17 protein-coding genes are annotated in these 15,512 nt (G+C 74.7%); 5 read left to right on the top strand and 12 right to left on the bottom strand.

Features of this window, described 5'->3' with window-relative positions:
• The first annotated feature begins 58 nt into the window (after nt 1-58).
• Nucleotides 59-997 (top strand): dihydropteroate synthase, encoded by a 939-nt coding sequence (gene folP / locus DV701_RS16600; RefSeq protein WP_114929955.1) that lies wholly within the window; start codon nt 59-61, stop codon nt 995-997.
• 12 nt (nt 998-1,009) lie between these two features.
• On the opposite strand, the gene htpX is transcribed toward folP, so the two are convergent.
• Nucleotides 1,010-1,885, bottom strand: a complete 876-nt coding sequence (gene htpX, locus DV701_RS16595; protein ID WP_114929953.1) for a zinc metalloprotease HtpX — start codon at nt 1,883-1,885, stop codon at nt 1,010-1,012.
• A gap of 41 nt (nt 1,886-1,926) precedes the next feature.
• Nucleotides 1,927-2,355 carry a hypothetical protein gene (locus DV701_RS16590; protein WP_162803105.1) on the bottom strand — a complete coding sequence of 143 codons (429 nt, stop codon included), beginning with the start codon at nt 2,353-2,355 and terminating at the stop codon, nt 1,927-1,929.
• Nucleotides 2,356-2,441: 86 nt separating this feature from the next.
• Here DV701_RS16590 and DV701_RS16585 point away from each other — a divergent pair, with 86 nt between their 5' ends.
• Both DV701_RS16585 and DV701_RS16580 read left to right on the top strand, forming a co-directional pair.
• Complete coding sequence (locus DV701_RS16585; RefSeq protein WP_162803104.1) at nt 2,442-4,325, top strand: sensor histidine kinase; 1,884 nt, start codon at nt 2,442-2,444, stop codon at nt 4,323-4,325.
• Nucleotides 4,322-4,984, top strand: a complete 663-nt coding sequence (locus DV701_RS16580; RefSeq protein WP_114929947.1) for a response regulator — start codon at nt 4,322-4,324, stop codon at nt 4,982-4,984. The genes DV701_RS16585 and DV701_RS16580 overlap by 4 nt, the downstream gene beginning before the upstream one ends.
• Nucleotides 4,985-5,035: 51 nt before the next feature.
• Here the strand turns inward: DV701_RS16580 and DV701_RS16575 are convergent, their stop codons facing one another.
• From DV701_RS16575 to DV701_RS18370, 8 genes are all read right to left on the bottom strand, one after another.
• Nucleotides 5,036-6,544, bottom strand: a complete 1,509-nt coding sequence (locus DV701_RS16575) for a proton-conducting transporter transmembrane domain-containing protein (RefSeq protein WP_114929945.1) — start codon at nt 6,542-6,544, stop codon at nt 5,036-5,038.
• Nucleotides 6,541-8,148, bottom strand: coding sequence for a complex I subunit 4 family protein (locus DV701_RS16570; RefSeq protein ID WP_228255093.1), 1,608 nt, complete (start codon nt 8,146-8,148; stop codon nt 6,541-6,543). Before DV701_RS16570 ends, DV701_RS16575 begins: the two co-directional genes overlap by 4 nt.
• The gene (locus DV701_RS16565) at nt 8,145-10,181 is read right to left on the bottom strand and encodes an NADH-quinone oxidoreductase subunit 5 family protein (protein ID WP_228255092.1); all 2,037 of its coding nucleotides are present in this window, start codon (nt 10,179-10,181) and stop codon (nt 8,145-8,147) included. The genes DV701_RS16570 and DV701_RS16565 overlap by 4 nt, the downstream gene beginning before the upstream one ends.
• Complete coding sequence (gene nuoK, locus DV701_RS16560) at nt 10,178-10,513, bottom strand: NADH-quinone oxidoreductase subunit NuoK (RefSeq protein WP_114929943.1); 336 nt, start codon at nt 10,511-10,513, stop codon at nt 10,178-10,180. The genes DV701_RS16565 and nuoK overlap by 4 nt, the downstream gene beginning before the upstream one ends.
• A complete protein-coding gene (locus DV701_RS16555; RefSeq protein WP_114929941.1) occupies nt 10,510-11,019 on the bottom strand; it encodes an NADH-quinone oxidoreductase subunit J family protein in 510 nt (169 codons plus the stop codon). The genes nuoK and DV701_RS16555 overlap by 4 nt, the downstream gene beginning before the upstream one ends.
• Complete coding sequence (locus DV701_RS16550; protein WP_114929939.1) at nt 11,016-11,564, bottom strand: 4Fe-4S binding protein; 549 nt, start codon at nt 11,562-11,564, stop codon at nt 11,016-11,018. Before DV701_RS16550 ends, DV701_RS16555 begins: the two co-directional genes overlap by 4 nt.
• Entirely contained in the window at nt 11,561-12,535 is a 975-nt protein-coding gene (gene nuoH, locus DV701_RS16545; RefSeq protein WP_114931304.1) for an NADH-quinone oxidoreductase subunit NuoH, read from the bottom strand. Before nuoH ends, DV701_RS16550 begins: the two co-directional genes overlap by 4 nt.
• A gap of 101 nt (nt 12,536-12,636) precedes the next feature.
• Nucleotides 12,637-12,798 carry a hypothetical protein gene (locus DV701_RS18370; protein ID WP_162803103.1) on the bottom strand — a complete coding sequence of 54 codons (162 nt, stop codon included), beginning with the start codon at nt 12,796-12,798 and terminating at the stop codon, nt 12,637-12,639.
• A gap of 127 nt (nt 12,799-12,925) precedes the next feature.
• Between DV701_RS18370 and DV701_RS16540 the strand changes: the two genes are divergently transcribed.
• Nucleotides 12,926-13,450: a hypothetical protein gene (locus tag DV701_RS16540; protein WP_114929937.1), complete on the top strand. Its 525-nt coding sequence runs from the start codon at nt 12,926-12,928 to the stop codon at nt 13,448-13,450.
• A gap of 15 nt (nt 13,451-13,465) precedes the next feature.
• On the top strand, nt 13,466-14,320 hold the full coding sequence (locus DV701_RS16535) for a DUF4097 family beta strand repeat-containing protein (protein WP_114929935.1): 855 nt from the start codon (nt 13,466-13,468) through the stop codon (nt 14,318-14,320).
• Nucleotides 14,321-14,423: 103 nt separating this feature from the next.
• Here the strand turns inward: DV701_RS16535 and DV701_RS16530 are convergent, their stop codons facing one another.
• Together DV701_RS16530 and DV701_RS16525 are read right to left on the bottom strand one after the other, a co-directional pair.
• Nucleotides 14,424-14,831: a VOC family protein gene (locus tag DV701_RS16530; RefSeq protein ID WP_114929933.1), complete on the bottom strand. Its 408-nt coding sequence runs from the start codon at nt 14,829-14,831 to the stop codon at nt 14,424-14,426.
• A 70-nt stretch (nt 14,832-14,901) separates the two neighbouring features.
• Nucleotides 14,902-15,462, bottom strand: coding sequence for an NADH-quinone oxidoreductase subunit C (locus tag DV701_RS16525; RefSeq protein WP_114931301.1), 561 nt, complete (start codon nt 15,460-15,462; stop codon nt 14,902-14,904).
• Nucleotides 15,463-15,512: the final 50 nt, after the last annotated feature.

Below are 15,512 nucleotides of genomic sequence, written 5' to 3'. Positions count from 1 at the left end.
GCGGACAAGCGCGGGTGCCACCCGGTGCGGCGACGCACCGGGGTGGCACCATGCGCCCATGAGGTCAGTCGTGCTTCCCGGCCCCGTGCAGCTCCCGCGCGCCGCCGCGCTCGTCCTGCGGGGACAGACCTTCGACTCCTCGCGCCCCGCGGTGATGGCCATCCTCAATCGCACCAGCGACTCCTTCTGGGCCGGCAACCGGCACGTCGCGCTCGACGACGCGCTCGCGGCCCTGCACGAGGCGGTCGCGGACGGCGCGGACATCGTGGACGTCGGCGGGGTCCGGGCCGGGCAGGAGGGCGAGCAGGTCAGCGCCGCCCAGGAGAAGGACCGGGTGCTGCCTCTCCTCGAGGCGGCGCGCACCGCATACCCCGACCTCGTGCTCTCGCTCGACACCTGGCGCAGCGAGGTGGCCGAGGCCGCCGGCGGACTCCTCGACCTCGTCAACGACACCTGGGCCGGCGCGGACCCCGAGCTCGTGCGCGTCGCCGCCCGCACCGGCGCGGGCGTCGTCTGTTCGCACACCGGTGGCCTGCCGCCGCGGACCGACCCGGTCGCCGTGCGCTACGCCGACGAGGAGGGCGACGACGAGCTCGCGGTGGTCCGCGACGTGCTGCGGGTGCTGACGCGGGGTGCGCACACGGCCCTGGACGCAGGCGTGCCGGCCGAGCGGATCCTCGTGGACCCCACCCTCGACTTCGGCAAGACCACGCGGCACTCACTGACCACGCTGCGGCACACGGCCGACGTCGCCGCCCTCGGCTTCCCCGTGCTCCAGGCGCTGTCGCGCAAGGACTTCGTCGGCGAGACCCTCGACCTGGAGGCCGACGAGCGGCTCGAGGGCACCCTCGCCGCGACGGCCGTGGCCGCCTGGCTGGGCACGACGGTCTTCCGCGCCCACGACGTGCGCGCGACCCGCCGCGTGGTGGACATGGTCGCCAGCATCCGCGGCGACCGCCCGCCCGCGCTCAGCGTGCGGGGCGTGCCCCCGGGCTGAGGGGCCGGCCGCTCAGAGCCGCTCGATCCCGGGCTGGTTGCGGTCCGCCATGCCCTCGAGCCGGGCGATGCGCTTGTCCATCGGCGGGTGGGTCGCGAACATCCGGGTGACGTCGCGGGCGCGGAACGGGTTGGCGATCATCATGTGGCTGGCGTTGACGACCGCCGGCTCCGGCGCGAGCGGCGCACGTGCCGTGCCCTGCTCGAGCTTGCGCAGTGCGGACGCGAGCGCGAGCGGGTCGCCGGTGAGGGTGGCGCCGTCCTCGTCGGCGTCGAACTCCCGGGAGCGGCTGATCGCCAGCTGGATGACGGTGGCGGCGAACGGCGCGAGCAGCGCCATCGCCAGCATCGCGATCGGGTTGCCGCCGTTGCCCCGGTTGCCCCCGCCGAAGAAGAGCATCATCTGCGCCACCGAGGTGATGATCCCGGCGACCGCGGCCGCGACCGAGCTGGTCAGGATGTCGCGGTTGTAGACGTGCATCAGCTCGTGGCCGAGGACGCCGCGCAGCTCGCGCTCGTCCAGCAGGTGCAGGATGCCCTCGGTGCAGCAGACCGCCGCGTGCTGCGGGTTGCGGCCCGTCGCGAACGCGTTGGGCGCCGCCGTCGGGCTCACGTAGAGCCGCGGCATCGGCTTGCCGGCCTTCTGCGAGAGCTCCTCGACGATGCGGTACATCCCCGGCTGCTGCTCGCGCGTGACCGGGTAGGCGCGCATGGCGCGGATCGCCAGCTTGTCGGAGTTCCAGTAGCTGTAGAACGTCGTCGCGACCCCGAACAGCGCGAACAGCCAGAGGTAGCGACCACCCCCGACGACCGCGCCCAGCCCGAGGAACAGCGCCCAGATCGCGCCGAACAGGACGACCGTCTTGAGCCCGTTGAAGTGCCTGTGCATGCCCCGTCAACGACGACGGGCGGCCGGCTTGTTCCGGCTGGTCAGCCGGCGGGCCGGCGCACGCGCGAGGTCCTCGGACGCCGCACGCTCTCGCGCCGGACCACGAGGGCGGCGCCGAGGACGGCCGCCGCGACCGCCCAGAGGCTCAGCTCGGACCAGACCCAGCCGGGGCTGCTCGGCTCCACCAGCCGGACCACCGACTCGATCGCCGACACGAGCAGGAAGAGGGCGGGCACGCCGGCCAGCGCGGTCAGCAGCCGCACCCCGGGCGACCTGCCGCGCGTCCAGGTCAGGAGAAGGGCGGTGACCGCCACCAGGCTCGCGACCAGACCGAGGACGAACAGCGGGGTCTCGGCCGGGCTGCGGTCCAGGCCCCCGGCCACGCCGATGGCGACGGACTTGGCCGTCCAGAGTGCGGCCGACGCCGCCGCGGCGAGTCCCGTGCGTGCTGTAGCAGATGTGGAGTCCATGCCCTGAGCGTGGCGCGCCTCCGCCGGCGAGATCGTCACTCCCGGGAGTGATGTGCGGATGACTCCCGCGTGCCTAGGCTGAGAGGGTGAGAGCGCTTCGGCGGTGGCGGTCGGCCCTGGCGGCCGTGGTCCTGGTGGCCGTGTGCGCCCTCGCCCTGGCCGAGGCGCTGGCCGGTGGACGCCTCCTGGCGGACACAGGTGTGCTCCTGGTCGCGGCGGCCGCGCTGGCTGCCGGCGTCTGGTCCCGCACCGTCCCGACCTGCGCCGCGGTGCTCGTCGGGGCGGCTCTCATGACGGTGACGAGCCAGGTCACCGACCCTGGCGACTACGCCGTGGCCGACGACGCGGTCTTCTGGATCGTCGTCCTCGGCTGTCCGGCGCTCGTCGGCGCGGGGTGGGCGGCCCGTGGGCGCCAGGTCCGCGAGCTGCGTCGGCTCTCCGTCGTCCGCGCCGCGCAGCTGGCCTCCGAGGTGGAGGCCGCACGCATCGCCGAGACCACCAGGGTCGCGGCGCGGGTCCAGGAGGACGTCGTCCAGACCCTGGGGGCGATCCTCGTGCTGGCGGAGGGGGCGGCGGGAGCCGGACCTGATGAGCGGGGGGCGACCCAGCAGGCCGCGCTCGTGGAGATCGAGCGGTCCGCGCGGCATGCCCTCGACCAGCTGCGGGAGCACATCGGCTGGCTCAGGGGCGGCCCGGCGCCGGGGCGAGGACCGGCGTCGCCGGACCAGGACGGCAGCCGGCCTGAGCGGGCGGTCGGCGCCGTCCCCGTCGTCACGGGCCCCGCACCGCGACCCGGGACCGGCGCGATCGACCTGCTCGCCGCCCTCGCCGCGGTCGGGGTCTCGGTGGAGGTGGCGGTGACCGGACACGCCTTCGGGCCCACCTGGGCCGCAGTCCTGGCGCCGCTCGCGCTCACCTGGCCGCTGGCGCAACGACGCCGCCGTCCGCTGGTCGCGGTGGTGACCTTCTTCGCGGTCACGCTGGTGGTCAGTCACCTGCTCGTGCGCCTGGACGACATGGTGACGCCGATCCTGCCGATGGTGCTCGTCGGGTTCGCGGCCGGTGCGTACGTGCGCTCCTGGACCGGCCGCCTGACCGCCGCCCTCCTCCTCGCGACGGGCTCCGCCGCTGTCGCCGCGACGGACCCCGCGGGGATCGACCGCGAGTCGCTGACCGCGACGCTGGTCGTGCTCGCGCTCGCCGCCGCGGCCGGGACGGTCGCGGCCGCCAGCCTGGCGCGGGTTCAGGTGCTCGACGACCTGCTCCGCACCATCGAGCGGCACCGTGACGACGAGGTCACCCTGGCCACCGCGCGGCAGCGGCAGGCGATCGCCCGCGACCTGCACGACACCGTGGCCTCGGCGGCCACCATCATCTGCCTGCAGGCGGGCGCCGCGCAGACGGTGCCGGCGCAGGACCCAGTCGTGCACGAAGCCCTGCAGACCATCGCGTCCACCGCGCGCCAGGCCGTCCGGGAGATCAGGATCAGCCTCGACCTGGTCGACCGTGCCGCCGCGGCCGGCACCCCGGGGGGCAGCGGCGCGGGAGGTGTCCAGGAGGTCGTCGCGACCGCCCGCCGCACGGGGGTGGACGCACAGCTGCGCACCCCCGTCCCTCCCCTGCCCGCGAGCACCGAGGAGCTGGTGGTCAGGGTGGTCCGGGAGACCGTGGTCAACGCCTCCCGCTACGCGCCGGGCGCCCACGTCGTGGTCGCTGTGCACCGGGACGGAGACGACGTCCTCGTCCGGGTGAGCGACGACGGTCCCGGACTGGCCTGCGCCCCGGCGGCCTGGTCGCGTGGGGGCACGGGCACCGGGCTCGCCGGCCTGACGGAACGGCTCACGCTCCACGGCGGCACGCTCACCCACGGTCCGCTCGGCGCACGGGGGTACGAGGTCCGTGCCCGGCTCCCCGTGCCCGCCGCGGAAGGGGCCGCAGCGGCTCACGCAGGCCTGGCGGTCACCTCGTGATCTCCGTCCTGATCGCCGACGACCAGGCGCTGGTGCGCACCGGTCTGCGGATGATCGTCGAGGCAGAACCGGACCTGACCGTGGTCGGGGAGGCCGCCGACGGGGTCGAGGCCGTCGCCCTGGCGCGCCGCCACGACCCGGACGTGGTCCTGATGGACATCCAGATGCCGGCCCTCGACGGCATCGCGGCGACCCGGTCGGTGGTGCGGGACTGCCCCGGCACGCGGGTCCTCGTGCTCACCACCTTCGACCGCTCGCAGCTGGTGTACGACGCCCTCGTCGCCGGTGCGAGCGGCTTCCTGCTCAAGGACGCCCCGCGCGAGTCCCTCCTCGCCGGTCTGCGTGCCGTGCACCGGGGCGAGGAGCTGCTCGCCCCCTCGATCACGCGCCGTCTCATCGAGGAGTTCACCCGCCTCGACCGGCTGCCCGCGGCGCCGGAGCTGGACACCCTCACCGACCGCGAGCACGAGGTGCTCCTCCTGGTGGCCGCCGGCCGCTCCAACGCCGAGATCGCGCAGGACCTGTTCATCACGGTGCAGACGGTCAAGACGCACGTCGCCCGGATCCTGGCCAAGCTCGGTGTGCGGGACAGGGTGCAGGCCGTGGTGCTGGCCTACGAGTCGGGCCTCGTCCGGCCGGCCGGTCGGGCCAGGACCTGAGGAAGCCGGCGCTCGCGTCCCGCCATCACCCGCACGGGCGACCGGGCGGCCCTACACGACGCCGACGGGGCTGACGCTCCAGACCACGACGAGCAGGCTCAGCACGCCGACCACCGTCCACACCCGGACGGGGGTGCGACCTGCAGCCGTCCCCCCGGGCACCGCCTGCGCGTCGGCGGCCGGGACTGGTCCGGACGCGGGCGCCGAGCCGAGCGGCGCCGGCCCCAGGACCCGCACCAGCCAGCGGACGTAGACGGCGACGCCGAGCGCGACGTTGAGCGCCGCGACGACCGCCAGCCACCAGGTGCCGTCGCCGGCGACGGGGCGCAGCGCCACGACCTTGGCCACGAGCCCCACGACGGCCGGGGGCAGCCCCGCGAGCGTCAGGAGCGCCAGACCCAGCGGCAGCCCCAGCAGGGGGCGCCTGCGCAGCAGCCCGGCGTGCGCCTCGAGCGAGGTGCCCGCGGCCCCGCCGTCGGGTCCGTGGTACTCCGCGACCGCGACCACCACCGTGAAGGCGAGCAGCGTCCCCAGGACGTAGACGACCAGGTAGGACCCCGCGGCGTGCACCGCGCGCGAGGACAGCGAGGCGAGCGGCAGCAGCACCCAGCCGGCCTGGGCCACGGTCGACCAGGCGAGCAGCCGCACCGCGTCGGTCTGGACGAGGGCGACGACGTTGCCGACGCTCATCGACAGCGCCGCCATCAACGCGATCGCCAGCAGCGAGGTCTGGTCGACCTCGCCGACGGCGCGGACGAGCACCACCGCGGCGCCGACCGCCGCCGCCTTGGACACCGTGGCCAGGTAGGCCGTCACCGGCAGCGAGGCCGTGGTGTAGGTCACCGGCGTCCAGGCGTGGAAGGGCACCGCGGAGAGCTTGAAGCCCAGCCCGGCGAGGATGAAGACCGAGGCCAGCAGCAGCAGCACCGGGTCGTGCGTGGCCGGCAGCGACAGCAGCGCGGTGCCGGTCGCGGCCACCCACAGCGCGGCGCCGAGCGCGACCAGCCCGAAGGACACCAGGGAGGTCATCAGCAGCGCCACCGCACCGTCCACGCCGCGGGCCCGCCGCTCGGCCGACCACCGCGGGTCGGCGAGCGCGACCAGGCCCACCGCAGGCAGCGTGGCCAGCTCGAGCGCGACGAGCAGGGTGCCGAGATCACCGGCGGCCGGCACGGCCGCCGCGCCGCCGGTCGCACCGAGGACGAGCGCGGCCATGACCGGCGCCCGGCCGGTGCGCGAGGCTCTGCCCCAGTCCTGCCAGGCCAGGGCCAGGACGACCCCCGCGGCGGCCAGTGCGGTCAGCTGCAGGACCGAGGTGAGCCGGTCGGCGGTGTAGAGGCACTCCCCCGTCGGCAGGCAGAACGCCCCCCGCGCGTCGCCGGACCGCTGCGGCAGGCCCGGGACCACCGCGAGCGCGCCGCCGACGAGCCCCGCCGCCGCCAGCCAGAGGTGCACCTCGCGCTCCCCGGGGACGGCGGCGTCCGCCACGAGCACGACCACCGCCGCGAGCAGGGGCGTCAGGACCGGCAGCGTCGCCACCAGGTTGAGGTCGAGGGTCATCGGCCGACCACCATCTGGCTGACCGGGGCGGTGACCGCCAGCAGCAGCATCGGCAGCACCCCGACCGCGAGAACGAGCGCGCCGAGGGTGCGCAGCGCGAAGCGCTCGGTGCGCACCGCGTCGGGGATGCGGGGCTCGAGACGGTCCCCGCTCCATACCTCGTGCAGGACGCGGGTGCTGTAGGCGACCGCGAGCGCGCCGCCGGTCGCGGCGAGCACGGAGTAGAGACGGAACCAGCCCTCGGGCCGGTCGGCCGCCGGCGCCCAGGCGGAGTAGATCGCGCCGATCTCGGCCCAGAACCCGGCGAGCCCGGGCAGGCCCATCGAGGCGGCCATGCCCAGGACGAGCGCGGCGCCCAGGTGCGGGGAGGTCTCGCGCAGGGCGGCCCGCGCGACGGTGAAGCGGGCGCTGCCCCAGCGGTGCTTCAGGCCACCGACCACGACGAAGAGGAACGCCGAGATCAGCCCGTGCGCGACGTTGCCGAAGAGCGCGGCCTGCAGGCCGGTCTGCGTGCCGGTCGACAGTCCCAGGACGACGAAGCCCAGGTGGGCCACCGAGGACCACGCGATCAGCCGTTTGAGGTCGTCCTCGACGAGGCACGCGAGCGAGGCCCAGACGATGCCGACGACGCCCAGGCCGCCGAGCAGCGGCGCCAGCACGGAGAAGCCCTCCGGGACGACCGGCACCACGAGACGGACCATGCCGTAGGTGCCGAGCTTGAGCAGCACCGCGGCGAGCAGGACGGACGCGGCGGTGGGGGCGGTCGAGTGCACCCACGGCAACCAGGTGTGCAGGGGGAAGACGGGCACCTTGATGCCGAGGCCGACGAGCAGGATGCCGGCGAGCGCGACCTGGGTGCGCGGCTCGATACCCGCGCCGCGCTGCGCCGCCCAGACCGACAGGTCGCTGGTGCCGGTGACGGTGGCCACCCCCAGGAGCCCGACGACCATGAGGGTCGAGCCGACGACGGTGACGAGCAGGAAGCGCAGCGCCGCGCCCTCGCGCCTCGCGTCGGGGTCGCCGTAGCGCGCCACGAGCACCCACATCGGCACCAGGACCAGCTCGAGGCCGATGAAGAAGAGGATGGCGTCGCCGGCCAGGAAGGCCACGAGGGCGCCCAGGACCACCAACAGCAGGCACGCGTGGTAGGTCGCGAGGCCGGGGACGTCGGTCCCGCGGACGACGGGGATGGGCGAGGTGGTCGCGATCCCCGCCTCGTCCGGGGCCTCGGGCCGGTGGGGCGGCGGGACGTGCAGGTGCAGGGTGACGGCGACGACGCCGACGAGAGAGGTGAGCAGCAGCAGCGGGATGCTCAGTCCGTCGGCGCCGAGCCGCAACCACACCCCCAGGCCCTGGATCCACGGCACCTCGATCTGCGGGCGGTGCAGCGTGGTCCCGGCCACGCCGACGGCCGAGAGGACCGCGGCACCCACGGAGGTCGCGCGTACTGATCGGTAGCCGGGCGCCGTGCCCCACCGGTCGGCGGTGAGCAGCGTGGCGACCGCCAGCAGCAGCGGCGCGAGGGCCAGGACCAGCCACCAGGTGCCCAGGTCGGGCACGAGGTCCACGGCCTGCCGGACGGCGGTGCGCAGCGAGTCCGTCACCGGGTCACCACCCCCAGCGCCGCGAGGACGAGCACGCCCCCGAGGACCAGCGCGAGGGCCGGGGTGGCGCGGCGGGGCGTGAGCAGCTCGCCGGCCCGGCCCAGCAGGCGGGCACCCGCGCCGGCCCCCCTGACCCAGGCGTCGAGCACCTCCCGGTCGAACCACGTGACGGCGCGGGCCAGGGCGACCACCGGCGTGGCGACCAGCAGCCGGTAGGCGTAGTCGGCGCCGAGCCCGCGCTCGGCCGCCAGGCTCGCCCGGGCGGGGATCCGCGCAGCGGCGTCACGGGTGCGCACCCCGCGGGCAGCGAGCTTGACCGCGAGCGCGGCGACGACCATGAGCAGTAGCGTCGCCGCCAGCAGCTGGAGGTTGAGGTGGACGTCGCTGCGCCAGATGGGCAGCAGCGCCACGACGCTGCCGACCAGCGTCATGGCCGCGAGCAGCGTGGTCCCCGACCGGGCCGAGCTGCTGATCGCCGCCTCGGCGCGCTCCAGGCCCTCGGCCTCGTGCACGACCTGGGGCTCGTCGAAGAAGTCGTCGATGCGCTCCACCGGCTCCTGCTGGTAGATCACCGCGAGCTGCTCGACCTGGGTGGGACGGTCCAGCACCAGCCACGCGCGCATGCAGTAGGCGGCCGTGAGCGGCGCGGAGGCACCGACGGCGGACAGCACGAGGACGGAGGCGATCCCCCCGCCGCCGGTGGCCGCGCTCTCGGCGGTGCCCAGCACCAGCTCCTTGGAGAAGAACCCGACGAACGGCGGCACCCCGGCCAGCGCGAGCAGGCCCCACGCGAAGCGCCGGCGCAGCACCCGGTAGCGGCGCGCGCCGGAGGCCACGGTCGCCATCGCGGTGCCCCCGACCAGCACGGCCAACCACCCGGTGGCCAGGAAGAGCAGTGCCTTGAACCAGGCGTGCGCGACGAGGTGCTGGGCCGCTGCGTCGGGGCCGGTCTGGGGGGTGGCCGCGGCCAGGACGGCGAGCATCAGGGCGACCTGGCTCACCGTGGACCACGCCAGCAGCCGCTTGAGGTCGGCCTGCGCGAAGGCCATGACGGCGCCGCCGAGCAGGCTGACCGAGGCGAGCACCGCGAGCAGCACCCGGGCCGGGTCGGTCACCGCGAGCAGCTCGAAGAGGTGGATGAGCACCACGCTGCCCGCGGCGACCATGGTCGCCGCATGGATGAGGGCGGAGGCCGGTGTCGGCCCCTCCATCGCGTCGGGCAGCCAGTCCTGGAAGGGGAAGACCGCCGACTTGCCGGCGACCCCGACGATCACCAGGACCAGGGCCAGCACCAGGCCGCGGGTGGGGGCGGCGGCCGACCAGTGCTCGACGATGCCCGCGACCGAGGTGGTGCGGGCGCCGGCGGCGAGCATCGCCATACCGAGCACGAACCCGATGTCGGCGCTGCGCGTGACGACGAGCGCCTTGAGCGCGGCCCGCCGGGCGGCCGGCTTGGTGGAGTGGTGGCCGATGAGCAGGTAGGAGCACCAGCCCATCACCTCCCAGCCGACGACGAGCAGGATCACGTCGTCGGCGAGCACGGTGAGCAGCATCGCGGCGGTGAACACCGAGACGGTGGCGGCGAAGGCCGGGTAGCGGGGGTCGTACCAGAGGTACCAGCGGGAGTAGACCTGGATGACCAGGGCCACCGTGGCGACCGTGGCCGCGACCAGCGCGAGCGGCCAGGTCGCCACGAGGCCGAGGGGCACGTCGAGCTCGCCGAACGGCAGCGCGCCGACGGATCCGGAGGTATGGCGCCCGTCCACCGCGAGCAGGACGCGCAGCTGCCAGACGGACGCCAGCCAGGTGACGATCCCGCCGCCGACCGCGATCCAGGCGGCGAGCCGGTTGGACGGGACGGAGAGCGTGATGCCGGCCAGCGCGGCGAGCGCCGGGACGAGGACCATCCACTGCATCGGGGTGCCCCAGAAGTCGGGGACGGACAGCCCGGGCACGGAGATCTGCGGCAGGTCGGGCAGCGACGGCAGCTGCAGGTCCGACCAGGACAGGTCGGGCCAGTCGATCACGTTCACCGGGCTGCCTCCTCGCCGCGCGGGTCGAGGTCGGCGTGCAGGTCGACGTGCCCGCGGGCCCGGTAGAGGGCGAGGACGAGCGCCAGGGCCAGGACGACCTCGGCCGCGGCGATCGTGATGACGAAGAGGGTGAGGACCTGCCCCGAGGTCGCAGCGGCCTGGTCCGCGGCGGGCGTCGTCTGGCCGACGGTGACGAGGAGCAGCCCGGCGGCGGCGAGCAGCAGCTCCACCCCGATGAGCATGAGGATGGCGTGCCTGCGGGCGAGGATGCCGTAGACGCCCAGCCCGGCGAGGACGGCGACGAGCAGGTAGGGAAGGGCAGGGCGGATCATCCGTCGCCCTCCCGTCCGCCGGCCGGGCCGCGGGCGATCGCCACCGCCGCGACCAGCGCGAGGAGCAGCAGCCCGGAGAGCAGCTCGAAGGGCCAGACGTAGGTGCCGAGGACCCCCTGGGCCACCTGCGTGTTCGTCGGACCGGCCAGCTCGACCGCCGACCAGCCGGACCCCGCGACCAGGGTGCCGCCGAGCAGCACCGTCGTGCCGGCCCCGACGAGCGCTGCTGCCCCCCGCTGCGCCGGCCCGGTCACCACCGGCACGCCGCCGCTGCGGGTGAGCATGAGCGCGAAGAGGATCAGGACGACGATCGCCCCGACGTAGACCAGCAGCTGGACCAGGCCGACCAGCTCGGCGCCGAGCACCAGGTAGCAGCCGGCGACGCCGCCGAGCGCCACCACCAGCCACAGGCCGGCGTGCAGCACCTGGTGGGAGGTGACCGCGAGCAGGCCGGAGCCTGCGGTGAGCAGGCCGACGGCCACGAAGAGCACGTCGAGACCGCTCACTCCTGGCTCGCCTCGGTGGTCGTCGCCTCGTCCGCCGGAGCCACCGGGGGCCCGCCGGGGGACGCCGTCGCCGGACCGGCGTCGTACCCGTGGTAGTTCTTCGGCCACGTCGACTCGGGCACGTGCTCCATCCAGGTGCCCAGCCGCTCCTTGTCGTGCAGCAGGTTGCGGATGTCGCCCTCGGCGTAGGCGAAGTCCGGCGCCCAGAAAAGCGCGTCGAAGGGGCAGACCTCCACGCAGATGCCGCAGTACATGCACAGCGAGTAGTCGATCTCGAAGCGGTCCAGCTCGTTGCGCTGCCGGGCCCGGCCACCACTACCGGGCGGCACCTCCTCGACCACTTCTTTGTGCGAGTCGATGTAGATGCACCACGACGGACACTCCCGCGCGCAGAGCATGCAGGAGGTGCAGTTCTCCTCCAGGAGCGCGACCACGCCGCGGGACCGCTCGGGCAGGTCCGGTTCGACGTGCGGGTACTGCTGCGTGTGCGCCCCGCGGGCGAGCACCTTGGCCGTCGTGGCCATCCCTTTGATCAGGTTCTTCATGACACCACCACGATCCCGACACCGGTCAGCGCCAGCTGGAGCAGGGCCACGGGGAGCAGCACGAGCCAGGCGATGCGCTGGAGCTGGTCCTCGCGCACGCGCGGCCACGCGACGCGGAACCAGAGGAACAGGGCGCCCACCGCCGTCGCCTTGAGCAGCGTCCACAGCGCCCCGACGGCGCCGACGTCGCCCCAGGGGCCGCGCCAGCCGCCGAGGAAGAGCACCGTGAACAGCAGGGCCATGACGACCATGCCGGCGTACTCGGCGAGGAGGAAGAAGGCGAAGCGCAGACCGGTGTACTCGGTCAGCGGGCCGAAGACGAGCTCGGCGTCGGCGACCGGCGCGTCGAACGGGGTGCGCGCCAGCTCGGCGACGCTGGCGGTCAGGAAGACGAGCGCCCCCGGCAGCTGCCAGAAGAACCACCACCAGGACCAGGCCTCGACGACGCCGGTGAGCGAGAGCGTGCCGGCGGCCATCGCCACCGACGCGGCGGCGAGCACCATGGGCAGCTCGTAGGAGACCAGCTGCGCACCGACGCGCATGCCGCCGAGGAGGGAGTACTTGTTGCCGCTGCCCCAACCGGCCATGAGGGTGCCGATGACGCCGACGCTGGTCACGGCCAGGACGAAGAGCAGCGAGGCGGGCACGTCGGCGGCGACCCAGGTGGCGCTGAACGGGACGGCGGCGAGCGCCACCAGGTAGGGCAGCAGCGCCACGGCCGGCGCCAGCCGGAAGACGGGACGGTCCGCCGCCGCGGGCGTGACGTCCTCCTTCTGGGCGAACTTGATGCCGTCCGCGACCAGCTGGAGGATCCCGTGCGGCCCGGCCTCCATCGGGCCGAGCCGTCCCTGCATGTGCCCCATGAACTTGTGCTCGAGCTGGCCCAGGCCGAGGGGCAGCACGAGGAAGGCCGCCAGCACCACCACGGCCTTCAGCGCGACCTCGATGACGAGGGGAAGCTCGGGAACCATCGTCGCCACACTAACCAAGTCCGACCACGCACCGCTGCCCCCGCGCCGGGACCGGGAGATCGGCCTCCCGGCCCGGGACGGGGCAGCGGTGCGTGGTCGGGTCAGGCGCGGGCCGCGACCGGCGTGCCGCGGGAACGACGCCGGAGCGGGCGCAAGCCCTGGGGGCGGCCGGGCCGGACCCGGCCGCGCCGTCGTTCGGGCGTGGCGGGGGTGGCTCCGCGGTCACGCTCCCGCAGGATGCTGCGGCTGACGAGCTCGTTCATGAGGTGGTGCATGGTGGGTCCTCAGCTGGAGTGGTGGACGTGAGTGACGCCATACTGACATCACCTTGATGTCTCAGTCAAGGACTGTGACTTGCGGATGATGTCAATAGAGCGTCATACTGCTGTCATGGACCTGCATCCCTATCTCGACTCCGTGGCCCGGGACCTCGACCACGCCACCTCCCTCGCCGACGACCACGTCCGCGACATCGCCGGACGGCTGGCGGCCGCGCTGGAGCCCGGCCTGAGGCTCGCGCTCGTGCGGGCCATGTCCGACACCGCTGCACTGGTCAACACCGAGCTGGACGACGCCGTCGTCACCGTGACGATGGGCGGCAGCGAGCCGGTCGTCACGGTCACGCGCACCGGGCACGGCTCCGGGGCTCTCGCCGGGCCCGTCCTGCCCACCCCGCCCGCACCGCCGGCCCCGCCGGAGGTCGAGATCGAGGGTGGAGACACCGCCCGCATCTCGCTGCGGCTCCCGGAGCAGCTGAAGGTGCGCGCCGAGGAGCGGGCCGCCCAGGCCGGCCAGTCGCTCAACACCTGGCTCGTCCACACGGTGCGCGCGGCCACGTCCGGCGACGCCACCGCCCCCGACCCCACGACCACCACTGCCGTCACCGGGGCCCGCCGGGTCACCGGCTGGGCCTGACCCCCAGGAGACACCATGAGCACCCAGATCATCCCCACCTCCCACGACTTCACCGGCTGCACCTCGGTCGTGGTGCGCAACCATCACGGGGACGTCGCCCTCACCCACCGCGCGGCCGGAGCCCCCGGCGGGCCGGACGACGGCCTGGCCACGGTCCGACTGCTGCACCGCGACGACGTCCACCCGACCGGGATCACCGTCCGCGTCGACGACGGCGTCCTGCTCGTCGACGTGCCCTCGCAGGCCGTGGGATCCGACGGCCGGCGCCGCGGTTTCTCACTGGGACCCCTCACCATCGGCACGGGCACGGGGCACTTGGTGGACGTCGAGGTCGAGGTGCCCGGCGGCGTGCCCGTCGAGGCCTCGACGAAGTTCGGCACCATCACGGTCGTCGGCACGAGCGGCGAAACGCGGGTGCGCTCCGGCGCCGGCGACGTGCGGGTCGACCGCTGCCTCCGCCTCACGGCCAGCACCGGGGCGGGCGCCCTGCGGGTCGGCTCGTGCACCGGCGGGTCGGCGACGACGGGCACCGGCACCGTGACCGTCGACTCCAGCGAGGGAGCGCTGCACGTGCGCGCCGGCGCCGGCGACGTGCGGGTCCGGGAGAGCAGCGGCGGCGAGGTCACCGGGTCGACCGGCGCGGGCGACATCTTCGTCGGGCTGCTGTCCGGAAGCTGCCAGTGCAAGACCGGCGTCGGCGACGTCACCGTCACGGTCCCCCGCGGCGAGCCGGTGTGGCTCGACCTCAACGCCGGGCTCGGCAGCGTCCGCCAGGACATCGAGCCGGTCGGCGCCCCGGCCGAGGGCCAGCCGCACCTGCGGGTGCACGCCCGCACCGGGCTGGGCGACGTCACCGTCCGCCACCCCTGAGCGGACCTGCGTGCGCAGGCCACTCACCTGAGTGCGTCAGGCGGACGAACGCGTCGTCCGGCGTGCACGAGCCACTCACGTGAGTGCGTCGCGCGAGCGGCTCTCAGGACGTGAAGAGGCAGAACGGGTGGCCGTGCGGGTCGAGCATGACCCGCACGGTCTCCTGCGGCTGCACCCCGTGCCGCCGGGCGCCGAGCTCGACAGCCCAGGCCTCCGCCGCGTCCAGGTCGTCCACCCACAGGTCCAGGTGGGCCTGCGGTTGCTGGGCCGCCGGCTCGCTCGGCCAGGTCGGCTTCTCGTAGTGCGGGTCGTACTCCAGGTTGACCGTCATCCGCAGGTGCCCCTCCGAGCGCCGCAGCTGCGCCCAGCCGGCGCCCGGGGGCTCTCCCGGTCGCGGACCCTCCTCGGCGTGCACCGCCACCCCGAGCAGGTCGGCGTAGAAGCGGGCGAGCTCGCGCGGCCGGTCGGTGCTGATCGACACCGACGTCGCCTCGATCCGTGGGCGCCGCATGCTTCTCAGGGTATGCCCGGTCAGGCCGCGAGCGCCCGGTAGTGCATCCCGAGAACGCCCGGCACCGGCGTCAGTCGCCGCGCGGGCCCCACGAGGGGTCCGGCACGGCCGGCGGCAGCAGCCGGCGCCGCGACGGCGCCCGCCTCGCGGTGGCCCCGCTCCCCTCGCCCGGCTCCTTCGCGCCGGGCCACGGCTTGGATGCTCTCGCCGCGAGCTGGAAGGACTTGCGCAGCGGCGTCCCCTCGAAGCCGTCGGGCAGCAGGAGGGGGCGCAACCCCATACCCGTCCCGTCCTCGAAGCCGTCGACCGCGAGCCCGAACATCTCGTGCACCTCCCGCTCGTGCCACCCGGCGCCGGCGAACAGTCCCGTCAGCGAGCCGAGGGCGGTCCCCTCGGGCACGCGGGTGCGCAGAAGCAGCCGCCGCAGCGGGCGGCCCCCGACGTGGCGCACGTCCATCAGATGGCACACCACCTCCAGACCGGGCCCCGGCTCGGCGTCGTCCGGCGCGTCCGTCTCGTCCACCGCCGAGAGCCAGTCGAAGAACCCGTAGCCCTCCTCCCTCGCCGTGCGCGCCGCGTCCACCCACTCCCCCGGCTCGGCGCGACGCTCCTCGACGTTCGGCTCGCTCATGACCGCCACCCTACGGTCCGCGCACGGTCGACCGCCGTCGGCCGGGTCGC

This window comes from Ornithinimicrobium avium, from assembly GCF_003351765.1.
In the GTDB taxonomy this organism is placed as follows: Bacteria; Actinomycetota; Actinomycetes; order Actinomycetales; family Dermatophilaceae; genus Ornithinicoccus; species Ornithinicoccus avius.
Note: the sequence above shows the minus strand (reverse complement) of the source record. Positions and strands in the feature narration are given on the sequence as shown.

Coding starts and splice junctions, on each gene's coding strand:
- folP (WP_114929955.1), top strand. CDS start 59: ATGAGGTCAGTCGTGCTTCCCGGCCCCGTGCAGCTCCCGCGCGCCGCC.
- htpX (WP_114929953.1), bottom strand. CDS start 1,885: ATGCACAGGCACTTCAACGGGCTCAAGACGGTCGTCCTGTTCGGCGCG.
- DV701_RS16590 (WP_162803105.1), bottom strand. CDS start 2,355: ATGGACTCCACATCTGCTACAGCACGCACGGGACTCGCCGCGGCGGCG.
- DV701_RS16575 (WP_114929945.1), bottom strand. CDS start 6,544: ATGACCCTCGACCTCAACCTGGTGGCGACGCTGCCGGTCCTGACGCCC.
- nuoK (WP_114929943.1), bottom strand. CDS start 10,513: ATGATCCGCCCTGCCCTTCCCTACCTGCTCGTCGCCGTCCTCGCCGGG.
- DV701_RS16550 (WP_114929939.1), bottom strand. CDS start 11,564: ATGAAGAACCTGATCAAAGGGATGGCCACGACGGCCAAGGTGCTCGCC.
- nuoH (WP_114931304.1), bottom strand. CDS start 12,535: ATGGTTCCCGAGCTTCCCCTCGTCATCGAGGTCGCGCTGAAGGCCGTG.
- DV701_RS18370 (WP_162803103.1), bottom strand. CDS start 12,798: ATGAACGAGCTCGTCAGCCGCAGCATCCTGCGGGAGCGTGACCGCGGA.
- DV701_RS16540 (WP_114929937.1), top strand. CDS start 12,926: ATGGACCTGCATCCCTATCTCGACTCCGTGGCCCGGGACCTCGACCAC.
- DV701_RS16535 (WP_114929935.1), top strand. CDS start 13,466: ATGAGCACCCAGATCATCCCCACCTCCCACGACTTCACCGGCTGCACC.
- DV701_RS16530 (WP_114929933.1), bottom strand. CDS start 14,831: ATGCGGCGCCCACGGATCGAGGCGACGTCGGTGTCGATCAGCACCGAC.
- DV701_RS16525 (WP_114931301.1), bottom strand. CDS start 15,462: ATGAGCGAGCCGAACGTCGAGGAGCGTCGCGCCGAGCCGGGGGAGTGG.